Here is a 17,907-nt window from a genome sequence, read left to right on the forward strand (position 1 = left end):
ATGCGCTGGGTCTGCATTCTTTTCCCGCAATTGGCGCTGGACGCGGTACTGCGTCAGCGCGCCGATCCCGATGAACCCCTGGCGTTGCTGACCGGCCCGGCCCAGCGCCGGGTGCTGCAGGCCGTCAACGGCGCGGCGCGGGCGCTGGGCTTGCGTCCGGGCCAGTCCATGAGCGCGGCACAGGCCTTGAGCAAAGGCTTTGTCACGGCCGAATACGACGCCGCTGAAATCGACCACTGGCAGCAGTTTCTCGCCGCCTGGGCCTATCGTTTCAGTTCCCAGGTCAGCGTGCATTACCCCCGGGCCGTAGTGTTCGAGATCGAGTCCAGCCTCGGCTTGTTCGGCGCCTGGCCGCAATTCGAAGCGCTTCTGCGCCGAGAACTCGGCGAACTGGGGTTTCGGCACCGCATCGCGGCCGCGCCCAACCCGGTGGCGGCGCGGGTGCTGGCCAACGCCTATGACGGTCTGGTGGTGCCGGACGATCAAGCCTTGCAGCATCACCTGGGGCAAATGCCCGTCGACCGGATCGGCCTCGAAGCCTCGGTCGCCACGGCCTTGTCGCGCATGGGCTTGCGCACCTTGAGCCAGGTGCAGGCGTTGCCCCGGCATAGCCTGGCCCGGCGTTTCGAGGCCCAGGTGCTCAAGCATCTGGATGCCCTGTTCGGTTCGCGGCGGCTGGCCCTGGCGTTTTACCTGCCGCCGGACCGCTTCGATGTGCGTATCGAGCTCAATTTCGATGTGCAGTCCCATCAAGCCCTGCTGTTTCCGTTGCGCCGGTTGACCGGCGACCTGTCGGCGTTCCTCTGTGGTCGCGACAGCGGCGTACAGCGTTTCGACCTGCATCTGGAGCACGCCGGGTTGCCGGACACGCTCATCAAGGTCGGCCTGCTCAGCGCCGAGCGCGATCCGGCGATGCTCTTCGAACTGGCCCGGGGGCGGCTGGAGCAAGTCCAGGTCGAGGCGCCGGTGCGCGGCTTTCGCTTGCGCGCCGAGGATTTGCCGACCTTCGTGCCCCAGCATCAGGAACTGTTCGACGATCGCCCGCAGCAGTCCTTGCCCTGGGAACAACTGCGCGAGCGCCTGCGTGCACGGCTGGGGGATGACGCGGTGCATGGCTTGCGCTTCCAGGCCGATCACCGCCCCGAGTGCGCGTGGCAGGCCCGTGCCGATAGCCAGCCCTGCGCGGTGCCGGCCGCGGTGAAACGGCCGGGCTGGCTGCTGACTGAACCGCTGGCGGTGCATCAGGGCTCGGCGCGCATCCTCATGGGGCCGGAGCGTATTGAGTCCGGCTGGTGGGACGGCGACGACGTACGCCGTGACTATTACCTGATCGAAACCCGTGCCGGCCAACAGGGCTGGGCCTACCGGGCGGTCGGTGAGGACGGCCCGCTGTGGTTGCAGGGCTGGTTCGCATGAGCAACGACTATGCCGAATTGCACTGCCTGTCGAACTTCAGCTTCCAGCGAGGTGCCTCCAGTGCCCTCGAGCTGTTCCGGCGCGCGAAAAAACAGGGTTATCAAGCCCTGGCGATCACCGACGAATGCACCCTGGCGGGCATCGTTCGCGCTTGGCAGGCAGCGAAGTCCGTGGAGTTGCCGCTGATCATCGGCAGTGAAATACGCATCGAGAACGGTCCGAAACTGGTGCTGCTGGTGGAGAGCCTCGAGGGCTATCAGGCGCTGTGCCGATTGATCACCCGCGCCCGGCGCCGTACGCAGAAAGGCCAGTATCAGGTGCTGCGCGAGGATTTCAGCGAACCCTTGCCGGGATTGCTGGCGTTGTGGGTGCCGGACGCTGTCGATGCCTTTGAACAGGGCCGCTGGCTCAAACAGGTCTTCGCCGAGCGCCTGTGGCTGGCGGTGCAGTTGCATCGCGGTCAGGACGATGCCCGGCGCCTGAACGATCTGCTGAGCCTGGCCAGGGAGTTACGCATTACGGCTGTGGCCAGTGGCGATGTGCACATGCACGCACGCGGCCGGCGCGCCTTGCAGGACACCATGACCGCGATCCGTCATCACCTGCCGGTGGCCGATGCCGGGTTGCGCCTGCACCCCAACGGCGAACGCCATCTGCGCAGCCTCGACGTGCTGCAGGCGCTTTATCCGCCCGACTTGCTCGCTGAAACGCTGAACATCGCCCGGCGCTGCACCTTTGATCTTGGCCAGTTGTGTTATCAATATCCCCGTGAGCTGGTGCCACAAGGGCACTCGGCGTCCTCGTGGCTGCGTCATTTGACCGAGGAAGGCATCGAGTGGCGCTGGCCAAAAGGGCCGAAAAGCGAAGTGCTGGTGCAGATCGACAAGGAGCTGCAACTGATCGCGGAGCTGGGCTATGAAAGCTATTTCCTGACAGTCCACGACATCGTCCGCTTTGCCCGCCAGCAACAGATTCTTTGTCAGGGTCGTGGTTCTGCCGCCAACTCGGCAGTGTGCTTCGCCTTGGGCATCACCGAAATCGATCCGGATCGCACCACGCTGTTGTTCGAGCGTTTTCTCTCCAAAGAGCGCAACGAGCCGCCGGATATCGACGTCGATTTCGAGCATGAACGCCGCGAAGAAGTCTTGCAGTACGTGTTCCAGCGCTATGGTCGAACCCGAGCGGCACTGACGGCGGTGGTCAGCACTTACCATGCGGCCGGCGCGGTGCGCGATGTGGCCAAGGCACTGGGCTTGCCGCCGGACCAGATCAACGCCCTGGCCGATTGTTGCGGGCACTGGAGCGATGAAACGCCTCCCGTTGAACGTCTGCGCGAGGGCGGGTTTGATCCGGAGAGCCCGGTGCTGCGCCGGGTGTTGAGCCTGACGGGGCAGTTGATCGGCTTCCCCCGGCATTTGTCCCAGCACCCCGGCGGTTTCGTGATTTCCGAGCAGCCGCTGGACAGTCTGGTGCCGGTGGAAAATGCCGCCATGGCCGAGCGCACCATCATCCAGTGGGACAAGGATGACCTCGATGCGGTCGGTTTGCTCAAGGTCGATATCCTGGCGCTGGGCATGCTCAGCGCGATTCGCCGATGTTTCGATCTGCTGCGCCGGCACCGGGGGCTGGACTTGAGCTTGGCGACCATCCCGGCCGAAGATGCGGCCACCTACGAAATGATCGGTCGGGCCGACACCATCGGCGTGTTCCAGATCGAATCCCGGGCGCAGATGTCGATGCTGCCGAGGCTCAGGCCGAAGACGTTTTACGACCTGGTGATCGAGGTCGCCATCGTTCGGCCGGGGCCGATCCAGGGCGGCATGGTGCATCCGTACCTGCGGCGCCGGAACAAGGAAGAACCGGAGGCGTATCCGTCACCGGAACTGGAGGTGGTGCTCAAGCGCACCCTCGGCGTGCCGCTGTTTCAGGAACAGGTCATGCAGATCGCCATCGTCGCCGCCGACTACAGCCCCGGCGAGGCCGACCAGCTACGCCGCTCGATGGCCGCCTGGAAACGCCACGGCGGGCTTGAACCACACAAGGAACGGCTGGCCGCCGGAATGAAAAAAAACGGCTATACCGCCGAGTTTGCCGCGCAGATCTTCGAGCAGATCAAGGGCTTTGGCAGCTACGGTTTTCCCGAGTCCCACGCGGCCAGTTTTGCCTTGCTGACCTACGCCAGTTGCTGGTTGAAATGCCACGAGCCGGCGGCCTTCGCCTGTGCGCTGATCAACAGCTGGCCCATGGGGTTCTACAGCCCGGACCAGATTCTGCAGGACGTTCGGCGTCATCATTTGCAGGTTCGCCCGGTGGACGTGCGCGCCAGTGACTGGGATTGCAGCCTGGAGCCGATCGCCGATGCGCAACCGGCGATTCGCTTGGGGCTACGCATGATCAAGGGTTTTCGCGAGGACGATGCCCGACGCATCGAGGCGGCACGCTCCAAAGGCGCGTTTGCCGACATCGCCGACCTCGGCGAGCGGGCGCGACTCGATGCCCGCACCCAGGAGCAACTGGCCGATGCCGGCGCGTTGCGTGGCTTGGCCAGCGACCGGCATCGGGCACGCTGGGAAGTGGCCGGGGTACAAAAGCAGTTGGGTTTGTTCGCCGGCGTGCCGAGCCAGGAGGAGGACGCGGTGTCGTTGCCAAAGCCCACCGTAGGCGAGGACCTGCAAGCCGATTACGCCAGTGTCGGCACCACCCTCGGGCCGCATCCGTTGGCCCTGTTGCGCGGTGAGTTGAAGGCGCGGCGCTGCCGCAGTTCGAAGGAGTTGCTGGACGTCGAGCACGGGCGGCCGGTCAGCGTCGCCGGGCTGGTCACTGGCCGACAACGCCCGGCCACCGCCAGCGGCGTCACCTTCGTCACCCTTGAGGACGAGTTCGGCAACGTCAACGTGGTGGTGTGGCGCGACCTTGCCGAGCGCCAGCGCCAGGTGTTGGTCGGCTCGCAGTTGCTCAAGGTCGATGGGCGCTGGGAGAAGGAGGGCGAGGTCCGGCATCTGATAGCCGGGCGGTTGAGTGATCTGAGTGCGTTGTTGGATGGGATTAGCGTGCGCAGTCGGGATTTTCACTGATCCACGGCGGGAGCTTTTGTGGCGAGGGGGCAAGCCCCCTTGCCACAAAAGCCGCTCCCACAGGGTTTGTGTTGATGCCTGTTATTTGGCCAGCGGCCAAAACCGCTCCCCACCCCCCGGCGCATCGGTCCAGGCCTGCAACGAGCGTGTCGGCAGGTCGAAGTAATCCCGCGTGCGCGCATAGCCATGCCCGCCCATGCGTCCGATCGCATCCAGCCTCAACTGATCGATGTACAGGGTTTTCGGATCGATCAGTTCGTCCCGCACGTGGGCCATCAGCACTTCACCAAAGATGATCTCCCGGGATTGGCCGATGGACAGCGCCATCATCCGCCGGCACTCCAGCGCCACTGGGGCTTCGCCGATGCGTGGGCATTTGACTGTGGTGCCGGGGATGGCGGTGAGGCCGGCGGCGGTCAGTTCATCGAAACCGGGAGCGAAGGGCACGGCGCAGACGTTCATGGCTTCCACCAGCGCATCGCTGACGATGTTCACGGTGAATTCCTGGTTGAGCTGAATGTTGCGGGTGGTGTCCTTGGGGCTTTGGTCGCCGTAGTTTTCCACGCCCAGCGCGAGGATTGGTGGATCGGCGGAAAGCGCATTGAAAAAGCTGAACGGCGCTGCGTTGATCCGGCCTTCGCCGTCGACGGTGGTGACCAGTGCAATAGGGCGGGGCACCACACTGCCAATCAGAATCTTGTATTTGTCCCTTGGGCTCAATGTGCTGAAGTCGAAGCTTTGCATGGGCAGGAATCTCTAGAGAAGTGGATCAATCGCGCTCAATGGCGCGTGGGCGCTGTAGTCGTCGGCGAACGGGATGGCTGGCTGGAACAGGCTTTTCCAGTCCGGTTGGCCGAAGGCCCGGTCGCTGTGGCTGCGCATCAGTTTTTCGAATTGTTGTTGGGCCTGGCGTTGCAGGGCGGGGTAGTCGACGCTCTCGACCTGGCCGTCCCGCATCAGGCAACGGCCGTCGATGTAGCTGGCGATGCAGTCGTCACCACGGCCGGCCAGCACCAGGTTTTTCAGTGGGTCGAACAAGGGGCCCAAGTGCAGGCCGCGCAGGCAGAACACGGTGATGTCGGCCTTGGCCCCGGACGCCAGACGTCCGAGATCATCACGGCCCAAAGCCTTGGCGCCGCCAAGGGTGGCGGCGTTGTACAAATCCAGTGTGCTGGTGAGTGCGTTGCCGCCCTCCATAAGGCGGGCGATGTTCAAGCCCTGGCGCATGTTGTCCAGCAAGTCCGCCGGCCAGGTGTCGGTGCCCAGGGCGAAGTTGATGCCCTTGGCCCGATAGCGCCCAAACGAATTCAGTGCCTCGCCGTCCCGGGCAAACACCACCGGGCAATGCACCAGGCTCGCGCCGCCATCCACCACCCGTTGCAGGTCGTCATCGCCTCGGGTGTAGATGCCGTGGGGCAGCAGGCTGCGCGGGTTCAAAAGCCCAAGCTGCTGCAACCAGCCCAGTGGCGAAGTACCGCGAAGTTGCTCGACCATCGCCACTTCACCGAGGCCCTGGCAGCAATGCAAGCGCATCGGTGCGTTCAACTCCCGACTCAGCGCGGCGGTACGTTGCAGCAGCGCCGGGGTACAGGTCTGGATGCGATCAGGCAGCAGCGCGCTACGAATCAAGCCGTTGTGCGCACCGTCGAAATCCCGGAAAAACCGTTCGGCTCCATCGAGGCCTGCCATGCCCCGGGCTTCGTCCCAGTGGTGCGCCAGGGTTCCATCGGCCTGCCAGTAACTCATGCCGCTCATGTAGCAAGGGCCGAGGTAAGTGCGCAGCCCCAGTTCGGCAGCCACACCGGCCACCGCGGCAAATTCGTCGTAGGTCTCGGCCCACTCGCGGTAATACATCGAGGTGATCGGCATGGCCGTGGTGATGCCGTTGCGGATCAGTTGCGTGAAGGCGTAGCGGTATTTGAAGACTTCTTCTTCGGGGCTGTAGCTTTCCCGCGATCCACGCGCCAGATACTGCGCCGACCACATCCGGCCCAGGTCGCGCTCGTCGCCGTTGTCCAGGGTCAGCACCGTGGAGTCGAGATCGCCAAGGGCATCCAGATCGATGAAGCCGGGGCCGATCAGCGCGTTGCCGTAATCGATCCACTGATCCACCGGGCCCGGATAACCGCGCCCGACAAACTCGATGTGTGAGCCTGCGAACACCACTTCGCCGTCGCGCCACAGCACATGCTGCGTGCCGTCGAAGCCGACCACGCAACTGGCGCGCAAGCCGATGCGCTTCACAAACGGCTTTCCAGCAAACGACCGCCCGCAGCAATCAATCGGCCCGCGCGATAGACCTGACGCAACGGCCGCGAAACCACGGCTTCGCCCAGTGTTTGCACTGGCATCAGCAGGAAGTCCGCCGGCTGGCCGATCTCCAGGCGATTGGCTTCGCAACCCAGCGCCTGGGCGCCGTTGCCGGTCGCCGCCTCGAACGCCGCCGCCAGTTCTTCGTCCTTGTTCAAATCGAAACGGAACGCCAGCAACATCGCCCGCTCCAGCATGTCGCCGTTGCCCATGGGCGACCACGCATCACGAATGCCGTCCGAGCCCAGGCACACATTCACACCGGTTTCGCGCAAGGCCAGGAACGGCGGCACCGCACAATCGGCCGGGGCTGAACTCATCAGCGAAATACCCAGTGCCGCCAGGCGCTCGGCCACCGGTTTGACCTGGCTCCACGGCAACATCCCCAGGCAGTACGCATGGCTGATCATTACCCGACCCTGGCGGCCGTAGCGCTCGGTGTAGTCGGCGATCAGGGCGATCTGCCACAGGCCCAGCTCACCCTTGTCATGCAGGTGAATGTCGACGCCACGGTCGAACTCGCTGGCCAGTTTGAACACGAAATCCAGTTGTGCGATGGGGTCGTTGTCGATACCGCACGGGTCCAAACCACCGACGTTCTCCACACCCAGGGCCATGGCTTCGCGCATCAGTTCGGCGGTGCCGGGGCGGCTGATCAAACCAGTCTGCGGGAACACCACCAGTTGCAGGTCGATCAGGTCGCGGTAGTTTTCACGCAGTTGCTGCATGGCCTCGACATGTCGCAGGCCGAACTCCGGATCGATGTCGACGTGGCAACGCATGGTCAGCGAGCCGCGGGCGATGCAGTTTTCTAGCAGGGCGCCGGCCCGTTGTGCGATGGGCGTGGTGACTTCGCGCAGGATGCGCCGTTCGTTGGCGATATAGTCCTTGAGGGTCGGGCCGGCACTGTTGGGGCGCCAGGGTTGGCCCCAGAGGGTTTTGTCCAGGTGTACGTGGCTTTCCACCAGGGCGGGGGTGAGCAGTTGGTTCTGGCCGTCGATGTCGGTGGCGAGCAGTTCGGTGGTCGAGGCCGGGCGGCGTTGGCTGAAGCGGCCGTTTTCGATCAGCAGGTCTTCGGCGGGGGCGCCGTAGGGGCGCACGTTGCGCAGCCAGCGGGGTTGGGTCATACAAACCTCAAATTCAGTGTTGTGTGAGAGGGCCTCTTCGCGAGCAGGCTCGCTCCTACAGTGGATCTTCGGCGTTCACAAAATCCCTGTAGGAGCGAGCCTGCTCGCGATGGCCGCAACTCGGTTTCAAGTTAGGCAATCAGCCCTTGAGCTTGGCCCAAATGCGGTCCTGCAGCTCCCGCGCCTTGTTGCTGCATTCCTTTTCCGGACGCAGGCGCGAGGCGAATTCGTCGGGCATGTTGATGGCGTCCATCACCCGCCACTTGGCGTCGATCAGCTTGTCGCTCTGGATGCCGTTGTCGTAGGCGATGGCGTTGGACACGGCGGCGGCGTTTTCCGGTTTCATCATCCAGTCGATGAAGATCTTCGCGTTGCCGGGGTGCGGTGCGCTTTTCGGTACGGCGAAGTTGTCCTGGAACATCGCCAGGCCTTCCTTCGGATACACGTATTTGATGGTGCTCTTCTGCAAGGTGGCCCGCGCTGTAGAACCGTTCCAGTTCTGCATCATGATCACTTCACCGGAGGCCATGCGGTCGACGGTGTTGTCCGAGCTGTACATCTTCAGGAAGGGTTTCTGTTTTTGCAGCAGCTCGAGGATGCGCTTGGCGTCCTGGGGGTTTTCGCTGCACTCGTCGACATTCAGGTAGTGACTGGCGGCGTTGATTACGCTGCTGGAGGTGTCGAGGGCCGCGAGTTGGCCTTGCAGTTCCTTGCGCGGCTCGAAGAACTCTTTCCACGAGTCGTCGAGCTTGCCGCCGGGCACCCGGGCGCTGTCATAGGAGAACCCGGTAGTGCCCCACAGGTACGGTGCTGAGAACTTGCGCCCCGGGTCGAAGCTCGGGTCGCGGAACGCCGGTTTGACGTATTGGAAGTTGGGCAGGGCCGAGGCGTCGATCTCCAGCAGCAGGTCCTGGTTGATCAGGGTGCGCATGATCGATTGCGACGGCACGATCACGTCATACGCCGCGCCGCCGGCCTGCAACTTGGCCAGCAGGGTTTCGTTGCTGTCGTAGCCGTCCATGGTGACCTTGATGCCGGTCTCCTTTTCGAACTTGGCCAAAAGCTCGACCGGGTAGTAGTCGGTCCAGTTGTAGAAGAACAGTTCCTTGGGCTCGGCGGCCTGGGCGCCGAACGCAGTGAGCGCGGTGAAGCAACTCAAGGCCAGACCGGCAACGGCAAAACTGACAGCAGCGAAACGGGGGCTTTTCACGTTCTTGCTCATATAGAAGTCTCCAGGCTTATTGTTGTTTGCCGCGCTGTCCCAGCCAGAAGGCCAGCACCACCAGCACGATGGAAATCACCAGCATCAGCGTTGAAATCGCATTGATCTCCGGCGTCACCCCGGCCTTGATGGCCGAGAAGATGTACACCGGCAGGGTTGTCGAACCGGGGCCGGCGACGAAGAAGGTCATGATGAAATCGTCGAGGCTGACCACGAACGCCAGCACCGAACCGGACAGCACCGCCGGCCACAGCAGCGGCAAGGTCACCCGGCGAAACACCTGCCAGGGGTTGGCGTACAGGTCGTTCGCCGCTTCCAGCAGGCTCTTGTCCAGGTCGTTGAGCCGCGCGCGGATCGGCAGGTAAGCGAAGGGAATGCAGAAGCCGATGTGCGCGACGATCACCGTCAGCAAACCGAGCTTGATCCCCAGCGCCATGAACAGCAGCAGGGTGGCCACGGCGGTGACGATCTCCGGCAGGATCAACGGCAGGTTGATGCCGCCCTCGACCATTTTCTGCCCGTAGAACGGCCGGTAGGTCGCCAAGGCCGCAAGTAGCGCAATCGCCGTGGCACAAACGGTGGCGATGCTGGCGACAATGATCGAGTTCAGGGCGGCGGTCTGGATCGACGGGTTGGCCAGGATTCGCCCGTACCAGTCGAACGAGAACTCGGTCCACACCGTCGCCGAGCGGTTGGCGTTGAAGCTGTAGGCGATCAGCACGAATATCGGCAGGTACAGATAGGCCAGCATCAACAGGCTGACTTCGCGGGTCAGGGGCAGTTTCTTCAGGTGCAGGGCGATCATGCTTGGGCTCCTGGGCGTTGGGTCTTGGCGGCATTGCGGCTATAGAGGGCGTACAGCACCAGGGACAGCAACATGATCCCCAGCAACAGGAACGACAGCGAACTGCCCAGCGGCCAGTTGCGCGCGGTGCCGAATTGCTGCTGGATCAGGTTGCCGATCATCAGCGTCTTGCCGCCGCCAAGGATCGCCGGGGTAATGAAGGCACCCAGGCTTGGCACGAACACCAGCAAGGCACCGGCAATCACCCCCGGCATCGACAGCGGCAGGATGATCCGGCGCAATGCGTGCCAGCGGTTGGCACCGAGGTCGTAGGCGGCTTCTACCAGGCGCCAGTCAAGTTTTTCCAGGGTCGAATAGATCGGCAGAATCATGAACGGCAGGAAGCTGTAGACCAGGCCGACGCTGACCGCGAAGTCGTTGTAGAGCAGGGTGATGCCACCGGCCTGGGGGAACAGCGCGTTGAGGCTCTGGGCGATCCAGCCGTGTTCGCGCAGGATGATCAGCCACGCGTAGTTGCGGATCAGCAGGTTGGTCCAGAACGGGATGGTGATCAGCAACACCATCAGGTTGCGTCGACGGGGTGTCAGGCTCGACATCCACAACGCCACCGGGAAACCGAACAGGAAACACAGGACCGTGGTGCCACCGGCCTGGAACACCGAACGCAGCAACGCCTGGGCGTAGACCCAGTTCAGTTCCAGTTCGCCGTCGAAACCTTCCTGGAAAAACAGCTGCACATAACTTTGCAATTGCCAGTTGGCCTGCCAGTCGACGCCGCCATAGACGTTGCGCGGCAGCAGGCTGATGTAGCCCATGATGCCCAGCGGAATGGCGATCAGGGCCAGCAGGGTCAGAACCACCGGGCTGAGCAACAGCGCGCGGTTGAGGGCCGGGGAAGTGCTGCTGACGCTCATCTCAGGCCTCCATCAACAGGCAGGCGTGGGGCGGCAGGTTGACCGCGACACGATCGCCCACCACCCGCCCGTGGTTCAGGCCCTCGTTGTTCTCGCGCAGCATGACCTTGATGTCGTTGTTCAGGCGGCATTGATAGAGCGTGGCCGTGCCGACATACAGCACGGCTTCGATCACACCGCGCAGGTGATGTGGCTGCGTCGGCTCCACCAGTTGCGAACGCTCGGGGCGGAACGCCAGTTGCACCTTATTGCCGTCAAAGCCCTGGGCCGGGCAGGGGATTTCCACGGGCATGCCGTTGGGCACGAAGAGCTTTTCGTTCTGTTGGCCACGCTTGAGGTGGCCGGGGAGGAAGTTGATGTCGCCGATGAATTGCGCAACGAACTGGTGTTGCGGACGCTCGTAGATTTCATTGGGCGAGCCGATCTGCAGAATCTTGCCGGCGGACATCACGGCGATGCGATCGGACAGGGTCAGGGCTTCTTCCTGATCGTGGGTGACGAAAATGAAGGTGATCCCGGCTTCTTTCTGCACGCGCTTGAGTTCGACCTGCATTTCCTTGCGCAGCTTGAGGTCCAGGGCCGACAGCGGTTCGTCCAGCAACAGCACTTTGGGTTTTGGCGCCAGGGCCCGGGCCAGAGCCACCCGTTGCTGTTGGCCGCCGGACAGTTCAGCCGGTTTGCGCCTGGCCAGGTGCTGCATTTGCACCAGCGCGAGCATCTCGTCGACGCGCTGCGGAATCAGTTTGCGATCAAGACCCTGCATCTCGAGGCCGAAGGCGATATTCTGCGCAACACTCATGTGCGGAAACAGCGCGTAACTCTGGAACACCGTGTTGACCCGACGCTTGAACGGCGGCAAATCGTTGACCGGCTCGCCCGCAAGGCGGATCTCACCTTCGCTGACGTGCTCGAAGCCGGCGATGGTGCGCAGCAGGGTGGTTTTGCCGCAACCGGAGGGGCCGAGCAGGGTGAAGAATTCGTTGTCGGCGATGTCCACCGAGACGTTATCGAGGGCTGGAGCAAGCCCCGGATCGTCGGAGTATCGTTTTGAGACGTTTCGCACTTCGATTGCTGTTGGATGACCCATTATGGTGCATTCCTCTAATTATTGTATGCAAAATCTGGATGCAATTTAGAAATACCCGGATTAATCTGCCCGTGCAAGCCCCTTTTTCAATGGCTGTTCATTCGCCAGGGTCGGTTGCACAGGGCGCCAGGAGTTGATGAATGACGGAAAAGAAACTGGAAACCACGGTCGACCGCGTCTACCAAGGGGTTTACGAAGCGATCAGCAAACGCTCGTTGCGTCCGGGCATGAAGCTTGGCGAAGCCTCTTTGGCCGAGCTGTTCAATGTCAGCCGCACGTCCGTTCGGGCCGCGCTCAAGCAATTGGAGGCCGACGGACTGGTCACCACCGAGCCCAATAAAGGTGCGTCGGTGTCGTTGCCCAGTGACGAAGAGATCCGCTCGCTGTTCGAAACCCGTCGCCTGGTCGAGATCGGCATCGTCAGTGAGCTGTGCCGTCGGCGTGATACAGCGGTGACTCAGGACCTGCGCGATCACTTGCTGCTGGAAGATGAAGCGCATCAGAGCGGTGATCACGAACGGCTGATTCACCTGCTCGGCGAGTTCCACATCAAACTGGCCCGCAGCCTGAACAACCCGGTGCTGCTGGACTGGTTCCAGAAGCTGATTTCCCGGGCGTCGCTGTATGCCGCCGCACTGGATGACGACAGCCACGAGGTCTGCCGCGACGACGAACACCTGCGGCTGATCGAGTACATCGAAGCAGGGAACCAGAGCGCGGCCATAGAGCTGACCTGCATGCATTTGAATGGCATCGAGAAGGCCATTCTGGATGTCGCGGCCACGCTGAAAAGCAGTTACAACCCGCTAAAGCACTTGATTGAGGTGTAGTGCACGGTCTCTCGGTTACTGAGGACCAAATTGTGGGAGCGAGCCGGCTCGCTCCCACAAGGGATCTCCAGTGGCCCACCAGAATCAGCTATACCTCTATGAAACGAATAGCGTGCAGGATGCTCGAAATAAACGGGTGCAACTTACCGGGATAGAGCCAGCCGATGCAGTTTCTAGAGGATAGCCACGGGTGCTCCGGGTGGAACGGCGAAATGGCCGGGCGCATTCGTGCGTTCGACTGGAGCCTGACCGAACTTGGCCCGCTCGACTCATGGTCCAGGAGCCTGAGCAGCGCGGTGCAGTTGATGCTCGCGTCCCCGCTGCCGATGGTGATGCTCTGGGGCCAGTCCGGGTACATGATCTATAACGACGCTTATTCCAAGTTTGCCGGTGGACGTCATCCGTATCTGCTCGGTTCTGCCGTGGAACTGGGTTGGCCGGAAGTTGCCGAGTTCAATCGCCACGTGGTCGACACCTGCCTGGCGGGCGGTACCTTGTCCTATCGCAACAAAGAACTGGTACTGCTGCGTGACGGGGTTCCGGAAGATGTCTGGATGGACCTCTACTACAGCCCGGTGGCCGACGATGACGGGCGCCCGGCCGGGGTCATGTCCATGGTGGTGGAAACCACGGAGCGGGTGATCTCCGAGCAACGGCGACAAGTGGCTGAAGACGCCTACCGCGCCGACAACGAACGGGTACGCCTGGCGCTGAACGCCGGCGCCTTGCTCGGTTCCTTTGTCTGGGACATCAAGACCAACGTGCTGTCGGGTGACGAGCGCTTCGCTCGCACGCTCTCTTATCCACCCGGGCAAGACCTGCAAAACCTGTCCCAGGAAATCGCTGAAAGCCGGATCCATCCGGATGACCGCAGTTGGGTTCAGGAGCGAGTCAGACTGTCGGTGGAGACGGGTGAGCCCTACAACGTCGAATACCGGATCCAGCGCCTGGATGGCAGCTACCTTTGGGTACTCGCCAGTGGTTGTTGCGAGTTCAATGAGCAGGGCGAGGCGTTTCGCTTCCCCGGCGTGCTGATCGATATTCACGAACGCAAGAACGCCGAAGAGTCCCTGCTCAAGTTCACCCGCAACCTGGAACAACGGGTGGCCGATGAAGTCGAGGCGCGGCTGGCGGCGGAAGAGCAACTGCGCCAGTCACAGAAGCTGGAAGCCATCGGCGGCCTCACCGGCGGTGTGGCCCATGACTTCAACAACCTGTTGCAAGTGATCGCCGGCAATCTGCACCTGCTGGCGCGCCATGAGCCGGGTAACGCCAATGTGCAGCGCCGGGTCTCGGCGTCTATCGCCGCCGTCGAGCGCGGTGCCAAGCTGTCCTCGCAATTGCTTGCATTCGCCCGTCGCCAACCGTTGTCGCCCGCGGTCTTCACGTTGCGGCAGATTTTCGATGGTCTGGCGGAGTTGTTGCTGCGTGCCCTGGGTGAAACCCTTCAGGTTCACATGACGGCACCCGAAGACTCGTGGAATGTGTTTGTCGATCGCAACCAACTGGAAAACGCCATTCTCAATCTGGCGATCAACGCCCGTGACGCCCTTCAAGGCGAGGGCAGGATTGACCTGTGCGCGGAAAACATCGTCCTTGATCGCAAATTTTGCGCCGCAAAGGGCATTGCCCCGGGGGACTATGTGCGGGTGTCCGTGACGGATACCGGCGTCGGCATGCCGCCGCAGGTGCTGGCCCAGGCGTTCGAGCCGTTCTTCACCACCAAGGCCGACGGGCACGGCACCGGCTTGGGCCTGAGCATGGTGTTTGGCTTCGTCAAGCAGAGTGGCGGTCATATCGAAATTGCCAGTGACGTGGGGCGGGGGACCCGGGTGCAGTTGTACTTCCCGCGCACCTTACGCGCAGCACCCAGCGAAACGCCGGGCCCCGATGTGCCGCAACGGGGCGGGCACGAACGCATCCTGGTGGTGGAGGACAATGAGGCCGTGCGGGTGGCGGCGGTGGAGTTGTTGCGTGAAGAGGGCTATCAGGTCCTCACGGCCACCAACGGTGACGTCGCCATGCAAATGTTGCTGGAAGGGTTGGCGGTGGACCTGATATTCACCGACGTGGTCATGCCCGGTCTGATCAAGAGTTCCGACCTGGCGGCCTGGGCGAAAGTGCAGGAACCGCCGGTGGCTGTGCTGTTCACCTCGGGGCATACCCGCGACATCATCTCGCGCAATCACCAACTCAGCTCCGACACCCACCTGTTGAGCAAACCCTACAATCCCGAATCACTCAGGCAGATGGTGCGCATGGTGCTCAACGGCTGAATCCGCTGGCGCAGGCAAAGGTTTTAGCGCCTGTGGGACCGGACGACGAACGGACACCGCTGGTCTGACAGGTGGTCGACAGAACGGGTAAACCGAGGCCATTCTGATAGTTGGTGAACGCAATTGATCGCGTTTCGCTGCCGATCAACAAACGGAGGTGTTCCATGCCGGTGCCACATGACCTTTATCAGGATCTGAAACGCTCAAAGGAAGAAGTCCAGCAGAAACGCACCAAGGATCCGTTACTGGATTCACTGCTTAACAAGTATTCCCAGGCGGATGCCGAAGTGGTGAAAGCAGAGGAGGCCAAGTCCAACGATGACACCGTAAGGAAACTCAAGGAGGCTCGTCTGCTGGTCAAGGACAAGATCGTCAAGCAACTTGGCGCGTCGTCCTGAACCAGCGTGCTGCCACTGACGACCGGTGGCGGGAAAGTTGGAACGGCAACCAGAACCGGCACCTCGAATGCTCAGAGACCGATGTTACGGCTCTCAACGAGGTGCCTCATGACCCAGCCAAAATATCCCGGTGAACAACAGCGGTGAACTCAGGAAGGGGGACCGCTCATTGCAATGCCTTGCTTAACGGCAATCGCACCATGTTCTGCGCTTTCAGCGAACCGAAATACAACCAGTCCCCATACTCGCGCACCGTAGTGATCGGTGAGTAATTGTCGCTGCTGCCGTCCTGCAGGTTTGCAATTACTTTGCCCTCAAGGTCCAGGCCCAGGGCAAATCCGCGTTTTTCCACTGGCTTGGGCAAGACGGTCATGGCCCGCACGATCATCTTGCGCACGAATGGATGCGCCGCCGTGCCATCAAGCAAGGCGTTCCGCGGGGCATAGAGTGCCACCCAGAAGCGGTCGTGGCCATTGAACGACAGGTTGTCCGGCAGCCCTGGCAGGTTGTCGATGAACAGGTCATGGGTGCCGGCCTTCGGACCGCTGAGCCAGTAGCGGCTGATGCGGTAGGCACCGGTTTCATTGACCAGCACATAGGCATCGTCCGGTCCCAGAGTCACACCGTTGGCAAACTCCAGCTTATCCAGCACAACCGATGTCTTGCCGGTCTGGAAGTCGTAGCGCAGCAGTCGACCGTCGCCGCCGTGTTCGATCACGGCCTCACCGTCGTGGCCATAGCCGAAGCGGCTCGAAGCATCGCTGAAATAGGCGTAGTGACCCGGTTTATCGATGGCCACATCGTCGGTAAAACCGAAGGGAACGCCATCGACCTCTGTGGTCAAGGCCACCAGACGCCCCTGGGCATCGAGGGACAACAAGCCTTTGACGGCATCGGCGATCACCAGCAGACCATTGGGATGCCGGGCCAGGCCCAGTGGCCGGCCACCGGTATCGGTCAGGACTTTGGTGGTCTTGCCATCCAGGCTCGTGCGGATCAGGCGACCGTCGTGCAGGCCGGTGATGAGCGTGTCGTTTTCCAGCAACAAGGCTTCGGGTCCGTCGATGTTGGCGGCACCGACGCGTTCCACCTCCTTGAGCCGCTGATTGTCGGCGTAGACTCCGCTGTCGAGGGGCGGCGCAGGTTGTGGCGTCCAGGCCACCGGTCGCACCTTGGTTGGCATCAGCAGCAGGAAGGCGCCGACGGCGACGATGGCCAGCAACAGACATTTGGAGGTTCTGCTCACGCGCCGACTCCTGTCGCCGCCAGAGACTTCTGCGCCATGTCGCGCAACGCCAGCATCGATACCGCCGATTCCCGATCGATGCGCCGCTTGAGCAACAAACGGTTGGCAATGCGCATTGCCAGGCCGCTGAATTGATATTCCAGGGTGCGGACGAAGCGTGTGTCCTCGCCTGTGGCATCGCATTCATAGGTCACCACCAGCGACAGGCCGTGATCACCCCGGGCCTCGGCGCTCCAGCGCCTTCCGGGCAGGTACTCCGCGACCTCCCAGCGCAAGTGCCCGTCGCGCCCGCCGGCACGGATGTCCTCCTCGAAACGTGCGCCGGCATGCAACGGCCCTTTTGGCCCATCGATGCGCAGCGACGACGGATGCCATTGCGGCCAAAGGGTCACGGTGCTGGCGTAGGCAAGTACCTGGACCGGGTTTCCGGCAATGACAATCTGATGCTGCATGCGGGTCATGGGCGTTCTCGTCGGGTTGAGCGGCGCAGGTTCCGGCTCCCAATAGAGGGTGCCGAACAGGTAGTCCATCAGCGGGAAAACGATGTTGAAATTACGCTCCTGCATCAGTTCGCGGCGGTGGTGCAGTTCGTGCAGCCGGCGCATCTGGCGGATCCACGGCAGCCGTGTGAGCGGGTTGTGCGGCGGCAGATGCTCGCAGGCATGAAACACTTCGTAAGTCAGGTAACCGAGGACAAGAAGGCCGCCGACCAATCCGGCGACGTTGGTATTGATATGCTTGAGCAGCCACCAGAGGGGCAGGGCGACGGCGAGGGTGTGCAGCACGATCAGCCACGCCGGAAACAGGATCACCCGCCAGTCGCGGGCGCTGTCGTAGGTCATGTGGCCGGGGGTGAAAAAGCTGTGGTGGTCGACTGCGTGACGGGCATAAAACAGCCGGGCGAAGGTCTTTTTATGATGCCCCAGGTGGCGATGCACCATGTACACACCGAGGTTGAACAACAGCAGCGTGACGGGCACCGCCAGCCATTCCGCTGGCCGCACCTGATGTACGTTGCTCCAGAAGACGCTGATCGCCAGTGCCCCGAACACCAGGACAAACGCGCCGTGCAGCCAGGGGTTGTAGAGCGGATGAATGTCGGCGCGGTAACGGCTGCGGAATCCTTCGGTGGTCTGCCTCACTGCAATCACCTGTCGTTTTTGTTATCTCTTTCAGATTAGCCGATCCCGGTGACTTGACGG

Annotated in this window: 14 protein-coding genes; 5 read left to right on the forward strand and 9 right to left on the reverse strand. The window is 62.3% G+C overall.

The annotated features are described in order from the left end of the window. Together KGA96_RS19290 and KGA96_RS19295 are read left to right on the forward strand one after the other, a co-directional pair. Window positions 1-1,416: a Y-family DNA polymerase gene (locus KGA96_RS19290; RefSeq protein WP_046038524.1), complete on the forward strand. Its 1,416-nt coding sequence runs from the start codon at window positions 1-3 to the stop codon at window positions 1,414-1,416. Then, entirely contained in the window at window positions 1,392-4,490 is a 3,099-nt protein-coding gene (locus KGA96_RS19295; RefSeq protein WP_185754746.1) for an error-prone DNA polymerase, read from the forward strand. The genes KGA96_RS19290 and KGA96_RS19295 overlap by 25 nt, the downstream gene beginning before the upstream one ends. An 81-nt stretch (window positions 4,491-4,571) precedes the next feature. On the opposite strand, the gene KGA96_RS19300 is transcribed toward KGA96_RS19295, so the two are convergent. The 7 genes from KGA96_RS19300 to KGA96_RS19330 all read right to left on the reverse strand — a co-directional run bounded on the left by KGA96_RS19300 (window position 4,572) and on the right by KGA96_RS19330 (window position 11,955). Then, window positions 4,572-5,234: a flavin reductase family protein gene (locus tag KGA96_RS19300; RefSeq protein WP_223514363.1), complete on the reverse strand. Its 663-nt coding sequence runs from the start codon at window positions 5,232-5,234 to the stop codon at window positions 4,572-4,574. 12 nt (window positions 5,235-5,246) lie between these two features. Next, a complete protein-coding gene (locus KGA96_RS19305) occupies window positions 5,247-6,734 on the reverse strand; it encodes an amidohydrolase family protein (protein WP_223514365.1) in 1,488 nt (495 codons plus the stop codon). Beyond that, window positions 6,731-7,927, reverse strand: a complete 1,197-nt coding sequence (locus KGA96_RS19310; protein WP_223514369.1) for an amidohydrolase family protein — start codon at window positions 7,925-7,927, stop codon at window positions 6,731-6,733. Before KGA96_RS19310 ends, KGA96_RS19305 begins: the two co-directional genes overlap by 4 nt. A 139-nt stretch (window positions 7,928-8,066) precedes the next feature. Beyond that, on the reverse strand, window positions 8,067-9,149 hold the full coding sequence (locus KGA96_RS19315; RefSeq protein WP_223514372.1) for an extracellular solute-binding protein: 1,083 nt from the start codon (window positions 9,147-9,149) through the stop codon (window positions 8,067-8,069). A 16-nt stretch (window positions 9,150-9,165) separates the two neighbouring features. Further along, window positions 9,166-9,954 (reverse strand): ABC transporter permease, encoded by a 789-nt coding sequence (locus KGA96_RS19320; protein WP_057714357.1) that lies wholly within the window; start codon window positions 9,952-9,954, stop codon window positions 9,166-9,168. Then, window positions 9,951-10,868, reverse strand: a complete 918-nt coding sequence (locus KGA96_RS19325; RefSeq protein WP_046038517.1) for an ABC transporter permease — start codon at window positions 10,866-10,868, stop codon at window positions 9,951-9,953. Before KGA96_RS19325 ends, KGA96_RS19320 begins: the two co-directional genes overlap by 4 nt. A gap of 1 nt (window position 10,869) precedes the next feature. Continuing rightward, window positions 10,870-11,955, reverse strand: coding sequence for an ABC transporter ATP-binding protein (locus tag KGA96_RS19330; protein ID WP_046038516.1), 1,086 nt, complete (start codon window positions 11,953-11,955; stop codon window positions 10,870-10,872). A gap of 140 nt (window positions 11,956-12,095) precedes the next feature. On the opposite strand from KGA96_RS19330, the gene KGA96_RS19335 reads away from it, so the two are divergent. From KGA96_RS19335 to KGA96_RS19345, 3 genes are all read left to right on the forward strand, one after another. After that, window positions 12,096-12,785 (forward strand): GntR family transcriptional regulator, encoded by a 690-nt coding sequence (locus KGA96_RS19335; RefSeq protein WP_046038514.1) that lies wholly within the window; start codon window positions 12,096-12,098, stop codon window positions 12,783-12,785. A gap of 164 nt (window positions 12,786-12,949) precedes the next feature. Continuing rightward, window positions 12,950-15,061, forward strand: a complete 2,112-nt coding sequence (locus KGA96_RS19340; RefSeq protein WP_223464395.1) for a PAS domain-containing sensor histidine kinase — start codon at window positions 12,950-12,952, stop codon at window positions 15,059-15,061. Between the two features lie 164 nt (window positions 15,062-15,225). Continuing rightward, entirely contained in the window at window positions 15,226-15,459 is a 234-nt protein-coding gene (locus tag KGA96_RS19345; protein ID WP_223514375.1) for a hypothetical protein, read from the forward strand. Window positions 15,460-15,625: 166 nt separating this feature from the next. On the opposite strand, the gene KGA96_RS19350 is transcribed toward KGA96_RS19345, so the two are convergent. Both KGA96_RS19350 and KGA96_RS19355 read right to left on the reverse strand, forming a co-directional pair. Continuing rightward, entirely contained in the window at window positions 15,626-16,705 is a 1,080-nt protein-coding gene (locus KGA96_RS19350) for an SMP-30/gluconolactonase/LRE family protein (RefSeq protein ID WP_223514376.1), read from the reverse strand. After that, window positions 16,702-17,847 carry a sterol desaturase/SRPBCC family protein gene (locus KGA96_RS19355; protein WP_223514378.1) on the reverse strand — a complete coding sequence of 382 codons (1,146 nt, stop codon included), beginning with the start codon at window positions 17,845-17,847 and terminating at the stop codon, window positions 16,702-16,704. Before KGA96_RS19355 ends, KGA96_RS19350 begins: the two co-directional genes overlap by 4 nt. Between the last annotated feature and the right edge of the window lie 60 nt (window positions 17,848-17,907).

Origin of the sequence: Pseudomonas sp. GL-R-26 (genome assembly GCF_019947365.1) — a bacterium.
Lineage (GTDB): Bacteria > Pseudomonadota > Gammaproteobacteria > Pseudomonadales > Pseudomonadaceae > Aquipseudomonas.